Raw genomic sequence first — 7,064 nt, forward strand, 5'->3', positions numbered from 1 at the left:
ACCGGCAAAGCCGGATTCGCGGCGTCCGCTTGAGGCCGCGGAGTTATGCGGTGTTCGGTGCGCTTGCTCGCGGCAGCCGCAGCGCCACGCGCAGGCCACGGCCATCGAAGCCGGCCTCCAGCGTCACCGTCGCCGCATGCTGCAGGGCGGCGCTGTCGACGATCGCCAGGCCCAGCCCGCTGCCCGGCTCTTCCTGGTCGGGCAGGCGGAAGAAGCGTTCGAACACCTTCTCGCGCAGCGCCGGCGGGATGCCTGGCCCCTGGTCGGTGACGCTCAGGCGAAGCGCCTGGTCATCGCTGTCCAGCACCACCACCACGCGGCTGCCGGGCGGCGAGTACTTGACGGCGTTGTCCAGCAGGTTGTCGATCAGCGAGCCCATGGTCTCGCGGTGCACCGTCGCCACGCAGTCGGCCGGGGCCTGCAGTTCGAGCTCGATGTCGCGGCGCTGGGCCAGGTCGTTGATCAGCACCATGCGGTCACGCAGCAGGCCGACCAAGTCGATGCTGCGCATATCGAGCGTCAGCGGATCGGCCTCCGAGCGCGCCAGCGACAGCAGCTGGTGCACCGTGTGCGTGGCCTGGCGCACGCCGTCGACCAGGCGCTGGCGCGCCTGCGCACCGCGCGCGGCGTCGGTGCTGGTCAGCGTGGTGTCGGCATTGGCCTGGATCACCGCCAGCGGCGTCTTCAAGCCATGCGCGGCATTGAGCAGGAAGTCGCGCTCGCGGCCATGGTGGTCGCGCAGTTGCGCCAGCAAGGCGTTGAGCGCATCGACCACCGGCGCCAGCTCGACATAGGGCGACGGCGGCAGCGGCTGCAGGTTCTTCGGCGAGCGCCCGGCGATCTGGCCACCGAGCTGACGCAGCGGATTGAAGCCCACGCGCAGCATCAGCCAGGCGGTCAACATCAGCACCGGCAGGGTCAGGAAGAAGGGCCGGCTGTAGTAGGCCAGGCCATGCAGGCCGAAGTGCCAGTCGCCCGGCACTTCCTGCCAGCGGCGCACCTGCAGGCCCTGCTGCGGCTCGGCCAGTTCGACGTACAGCCAGTCGGCATTACTGGCCCGCTGCGCCGGGTCGGGCGGCGGGCGGCGGCCGATGTCGGGTGAGGCGAACTGGTGCAGCAGCTGCCCATGCTGCAGCACCTGCAGGAGGATGGTCGGCGGCTCATAGCCCATCTCACGCCATTCCTGGCTGCGCAGGTGTTCCAGCTGGCCCAGCGCCGCCGGCAGCCGCGCCGTGTCTGCGCCAACACCCGCGCCAACACCCGCACCCACGCCCGCGCCCTGCGTGCGCAATTGCAGCAGCACATGTTCGGCCCAGACATGGTTCCAGGCCTGGCCGTTGCGGGCCTGCACCACCTTGATGTCGTAGACCTCGCTGGCCATCAGCGCGCACCAGGCCACCAGCGCCATGCCGAAGAACAGCGCCAGCGTGCGCTTGAACAGCGACTTGGTCGGCGCCGGCGCCTGCATCGGGTCCAGCGTTGCGCCGGCCATCACGGTTCGACGGCGTAGCCGACGCCACGCACCGTGCGGATATAGCCTTCGCCGATCTTCTTGCGCAGGTTGAACATGTGCACGTCCAGCGCATGGCCGTCGCTGCCGGCCAGCGCGCGGGCTTCGAGCTCGCGCCGCGTCAGCACCCGGTCGGTGAACTTCAGCAGCGTCAGCAGCAGCTCGAATTCGGTCTTCGACAGTGCGATCGGCGTGCCGTCCCGCGTCAGCCGGCGGCGGCGTTCGTCGAGCACCAGGTCTTTCGTGGTCCACAGCCCCGAATCGCCTTCGCCCCACAGCCCGGCGCGGCGCGCCACCGCGCGCAGGCGGGCCAGCAGTTCGACACCGACGAAGGGCTTGACCAGGTAGTCGTCGGCACCGCTGTCCAGGCCCTGCAGCCGGTCTTCGATGCCGTCGCGCGCGGTGATCACGATCACCGGCATCTGCTTGTCGCGCTGGCGCACGTGGCGCAGCAGGTCCAGGCCGTCGCCGTCGGGCAGGCCCAGGTCCAGCAGCATGGCATCGGCGCGCTGCTCGTTGAACCAGAAGCGTGCATCGGCCGCGCGCCGCAGCCACATCGCATCGTGGCCGCCGTCCTGCAGCACGGCCTGCAGCGAGCGGCCGAGCGTCAAGTCGTCTTCGACCAGGCAAACCCTCATCGCTGCTTCCTCTTTTTCCTCGGCGCCGTTCCAGGCACCGGCTGCGCATCGATTCTGCCGGAGCAGCGTGACGCGGCTGCGCCGCGCACGGTGTTCTTGAGCAAACCTTAAGAAGACGCTGATCGAGCCTCAAACGTCGCTGTTCGATAGTTGCCGCCGGCCGTTCCGGGGGTGCTCGGGCGATGTGATTCACGATGAACTCGTTCCGGAGGGAACTTCCATGAAGCAGTTGGCGGCGCAGCGCGCGACCGAGGTTTTTGTGCAGCGGAGCCGGCGCGCCGGCTTCGTCCCCACCGCGCTGCGGCTGGCCGTCTGCGGCCTGCTCGGCTCGTCGCTGGGCCTGCAGGCGCAGACGCCGCCGGCAGCGCCCGTGGCCCCCGACAAGGATGCGGTCGACAAGACCGCCAAGCCTGCGGTGCCTGCAGCGGCCGACAAGGCGCAGTCCGCCGAACTGCCCACCGTGGTGGTGACGGCCACCCGCAACGCCACCAACCTGATGAAGACGCCGGTGGCGGTGAGCGCGCTGAACCCGGACGACCTGGTGCGCCAGAACGTCAAGGACGTGATGGACCTGAGCGGCATGGTGCCCAACCTGCAGCTGGGCCTGTCCAACGGCGATTCGGGCGTGCTGGCGGCGATCCGCGGCGTGACCTCGACCAACTTCACCGAGATCGGCGACCCCGCTGTCGGCATCCACATCGACGGCATCTACTCGCCGCGGCCGCAGGGCTCGCTGGCGCTGATGTTCGACCTGGACCAAGTGGAAGTGCTGCGCGGCGCGCAGGGCACGCTGTTCGGCCGCAATTCCACGGCCGGTGTCGTCAACATCATCCCGGCCAAGCCTGACTTCAAGTCCAACTACGGCTGGGCCTCGCTGCAACTGGGCAACTACAAGGCGCGCCAGACGCGGGCTGTCTACAACCTGGCGCTGGCCGACAACTTTGCCGTGCGCGCCGCGGTGATGGTCGACAAGCGCGACAGCTACCTGACGCAGGAGCAGGACCTGCGCGACCGCGGCGTCAAGATGCCCGACGGCAGCTTCACGCCCGACGGCAAGCCCGACACCGACCAGCGCCTGAACCGCAAGCTCTCGCCCAGCGAGTACTACAACAACTCCGACCAGTGGGGCGCACGCGTGACTGCCCGCTGGGCCTTGAGCAAGGCGCTGGAGTGGACGGTGGGCGCCGAGCACTACAAGAACGGCAGCGCCGGCGACATCGGCCTGAAGGACTGTGCGATGGCCGCCGGCACGCAGTGGGCCTGCGGCCCCGAGGGCCAGTGGCACGCCATCATCAACGTGCCGGGCAAGCTCGACATGACGATCGATACGCTGCGCAGCAACCTGACCTGGAAGCTCAACGACAGCACCGAGCTGGGCTACAAGCTGGCCTTCGCCAAGCAGAAGCGCTACCAGCAGCACGACGACGACGGCGGCCAGACCTGGCTGGACAGCGACGTCGATGCGATGCAGGAGTGGGGCAACTGGGGCCGCCAGCACGCGATCGACTGGGCCAGCTACACGCTCAACTCGAACTACCGCTCCTGGGTGCATGAAGTGCAGCTGAAGCAGTCCGGTCCGACCTGGCGTTATGTGGCTGGCCTGTTTTCGCTGAACGAGAAGAACGCCATCGACTTCGCGCAGGACAACCTGGTCGCCGCGCCGTATGCGATGCCGCAGGGCCAGTTCTACGCGCAGCCCGATCGCCGCATCGGCTCGAAGGCCTTCTTCATGCAGGGCGACATGCTGCTGGCCGACAAGCTCACCGGCACGCTGGGCATGCGCTACAGCCGCGACCAGCGCAGCGACAAGGGCGGCATCAGCGCCGGGCTGTGGGACGCCAGCGAGCCCTGGTACTACAACGGCCTGTACACGCCGCCGCAGGCGCCGGGCCTGGGCACGCCGCACAACGGTACCGATCTCACGTTCGGCATGGGCCCGTTCGCCGGACTCGGCGTCTACCCGGTGCCGACCGAGAACACCCACAGCATGAACTGGAGCAAGACCACCTGGCGCGGCGGCCTGCAGTACGACATCGACAAGTCACGCATGGTCTTCGCCTCGCTGGCCACCGGCTACCGGCCGGGCGGCTTCGGCGACAAGTTCGACACCTGCGGCGGCGGCACCTGCACTGACGGCTCGACGCAGAAGTACAGCTTCCTCGAGTACGGCCCCGAGACCACCAAGAACCTGGAGTTCGGCTACAAGGGCCGCCACTTCGGCAACACGCTGGACCTGAGCGCGGTGGCCTTCTTCACCAAGTACCAGGGCATGCACGTGACCGGCACCAACGCCGTGGGCCAGAAGCTGCTGCGCCCGGGCGAGACCTGCCCGGACTGGAACCCGGCCTGCGACATCGTCGCCGCCTGGAAGACCGAGAACATCGGCGACGCCGACATCCGCGGCCTGGAGCTGGAGTTCAAGGTGCTGCCCTGGCGCGACGGCCGGTTCACCGGTTTCTTCGCCCTGCTGGACAGCAAGGTCAAGACCTATCCGACCTACGACGACAACTGGATGTGCGGCTACCGCGCGCAGTTCGGCGCCGAGCCCTGCGCACCGGTCTACCTGGGCGATGACCCGGCCAAGCGCGGCCGCGCGATCCTGGACGTGCGTGGCCACCAACTGCCCTATGCGCCGAAGTACTCGCTGGGCCTGACCTACAGCCACGACATCGCGCTGGGCGAGAACTACACACTCACGCCGACCGTCAGCACGCGCTGGCAGAGCCGCATGTACTTCACCGTGCGCAACCTCGACAACGCGGTGATCGGCGACTACCAGAAGCCTTACGCCAACTGGAACGCCTCGTTTCGCCTGGCGCAGGCCGATGGCAAGTGGGATGTCGAGCTGTGGGGCACCAACCTGACGAACAACATCGTCAAGAACTGGATGGGCCAGGGCAATGCCGGCGGCTACACCTACAACAGCTACAGCGCGCCGCGCATGTATGGCGTGCGTGGCACGGTGTACTTCTGATGCGTGAAACCGCAGCCCGCCTGCCGGCCGGCCGCAACGAGGCGATCGACATCTTCCGCGCGCTGACGGTGCTGGTGATGATCGTCGTCAACGACTGGCATGGCGTGCAAGGCCTGCCGGCGTGGATGAAGCACATGCCAGCCGAATCCGACGGCATGAGCTTCGTCGACGGCGTGTTCCCGGCCTTCCTGTTCATCGTCGGGCTGTCGGTGCCGTTCGCATTGCAGCAGCGCCTGGCCCTGGCCACCGGCCTGGCGCCGGTGCTGGGGCATGTGCTGGGGCGTGCGGCGTCGCTGGTGCTGGTGGGCGTGTTCATGGTCAACGCCGAAGAAGTGGTCCGGCCCGAGGCGATGCCGCTGCCCGTTGCCGCCTGGGCCTTGGCGAGTTATGCCGCGACCTTTCTGCTGTGGGGCTCGGTGCGCGGCGGGCCGGCGCTGGCCTGGCCCTGGCGCTTGGCCGGCGCGCTGGGTTTCGTCGCGCTGGCGCTGCTGTACCGCGGCGGCGCCGACGGCACACAAGGCCTGCGCGCGCACTGGTGGGGCATCCTCGGCCTGATCGGCTGGGCCTATCTGCTGGCCTGCGCGGCCTACCTGCTGCTGCGCGGCCGGGTCGTGCCGCTGCTGGCGGTGATGCTGCTGTGCGTCGGCTACTTCGCGGCCGGGAAGCTGCCGGCGCTGCAGTCGCAGCCGTTCTGGCAGATGGTGTTCAGCCAGGGCGGCCATGCGTCGCATGCGGCCATCGTGCTGGCCGGCTGCGTCGCGGCGCTGCTGCTGTTCGATCAGCGCAGTCCGGCCGGCGCGCGGCGGCGTGGCCTGCAGGCGCTGGCCTTCGCGCTGGTCATGGCGCTGGCTGCCGCCGGCTTACGACCCTGGCTGCCGGTCTCGAAGATCGCGGCCACGCCGAGCTGGGCGCTGTTCAGCGCCGCGGCCTGCGTGCTGATCCTGCTCGGGCTGCAGCATGGCCTGGCCGGCCGCGTTCGTTCGGCGTTAGCCTCGTGGTTGGCACCGGTCGCGGCGCTGCCGCTGGTGGCCTACCTGATTCCCTTTGTCGTCGAGGCGCTGATGCAGCTGGCGCACCTGCATCGGCCGGCGGTGCTGGCGCAAGGATCGCCCGGCGTGGCGACGGCGCTGGCCTATGCGTTGGCGGTGGCGCTGCTGACCCGTGGGCTCGCCGCGCGTGGGCTGCGGCTGCGGCTGTGATGCCGATGCCGATGCCGATGGCTCAGGCCGGCCTGCGCATCGCACCGGCAGGACATGCGCCGGCCGGATGTGCACCGATCGGCCATGCGCCGGCCGGCCCCGCGCGGACCGAGTCGGAGCCCCGCTTCCTGCAGCTGGCGAGGCAGCTGCAGGAAGGCCTGGCGCAGGGCCGCTGGGCCTGGGGCGCGGCGCTGCCCTCCGAGCGCCGGCTGGCCGAGCTGTGCCAGGTCTCGCGCATGACGCTGCGCAAGGCCCTGGCGCTGCTGCGCGAGCAGGGCTGGCTGGCGCCCTTGCACGATGCGCAGTCGAACCTGGAGGCGAGGTGGCTGTCGCCGGCACCGATCGGCCGTGACGGCCGCATTCGCTGGCTGAGCCGCGAAATCGCCGAGGCCGATGCCGAGGAGCTGGCCGGCCTGGCGCTGGCTCGACCCGCTCGCGTGCTGCGTGAACGCTGGCTGCACGAGCTGGGCGGGCGGCCGCAGGCGGTGGTCAGCCATTGCGCTCGCGCGATGGCGGCACTGCCCGCCGCATCGACCAGCCGCCTGGCGCCGCGCGGGCCAGGGCGGCTGCGTCAGCAGATCCGCGCCGTTTTGGCCGATGCGCCGCAGGCGCAGCTGCTCGATGTGCCCAGTGGCGCACCGCTGCTGCACTTGCGGCAGTGGCGCTTTGCGGCCGATGGCGCGGCCACCGAGCTGCGCCAGGCCTATTGGCGCGCCGATGCGTCGCCCTTGTTGATGGAGTTG

General features: G+C 69.5%; 5 protein-coding genes. 3 read left to right on the forward strand and 2 right to left on the reverse strand.

The genetic code is table 11. The annotated features are described in order from the left end of the window. Nucleotides 1-43: 43 nt before the first annotated feature. Entirely contained in the window at nt 44-1,492 is a 1,449-nt protein-coding gene (locus VLK61_RS25350; RefSeq protein ID WP_325425229.1) for a sensor histidine kinase, read from the reverse strand. Then, entirely contained in the window at nt 1,492-2,148 is a 657-nt protein-coding gene (locus VLK61_RS25355; RefSeq protein ID WP_325425231.1) for a response regulator transcription factor, read from the reverse strand. Before VLK61_RS25355 ends, VLK61_RS25350 begins: the two co-directional genes overlap by 1 nt. A gap of 220 nt (nt 2,149-2,368) precedes the next feature. On the opposite strand from VLK61_RS25355, the gene VLK61_RS25360 reads away from it, so the two are divergent. The 3 genes from VLK61_RS25360 to VLK61_RS25370 all read left to right on the forward strand — a co-directional run. Then, the gene (locus VLK61_RS25360; protein WP_325425233.1) at nt 2,369-5,122 is read left to right on the forward strand and encodes a TonB-dependent receptor; all 2,754 of its coding nucleotides are present in this window, start codon (nt 2,369-2,371) and stop codon (nt 5,120-5,122) included. Further along, complete coding sequence (locus tag VLK61_RS25365; protein ID WP_325425235.1) at nt 5,122-6,321, forward strand: DUF5009 domain-containing protein; 1,200 nt, start codon at nt 5,122-5,124, stop codon at nt 6,319-6,321. The genes VLK61_RS25360 and VLK61_RS25365 overlap by 1 nt, the downstream gene beginning before the upstream one ends. A 5-nt stretch (nt 6,322-6,326) precedes the next feature. After that, a partial coding sequence (locus VLK61_RS25370) for a GntR family transcriptional regulator (RefSeq protein ID WP_325425237.1) occupies nt 6,327-7,064 on the forward strand: 738 nt, incomplete at its 3' end.

The organism is Aquabacterium sp., assembly GCF_035476535.1.
GTDB lineage: Bacteria > Pseudomonadota > Gammaproteobacteria > Burkholderiales > Burkholderiaceae_C > Pseudaquabacterium.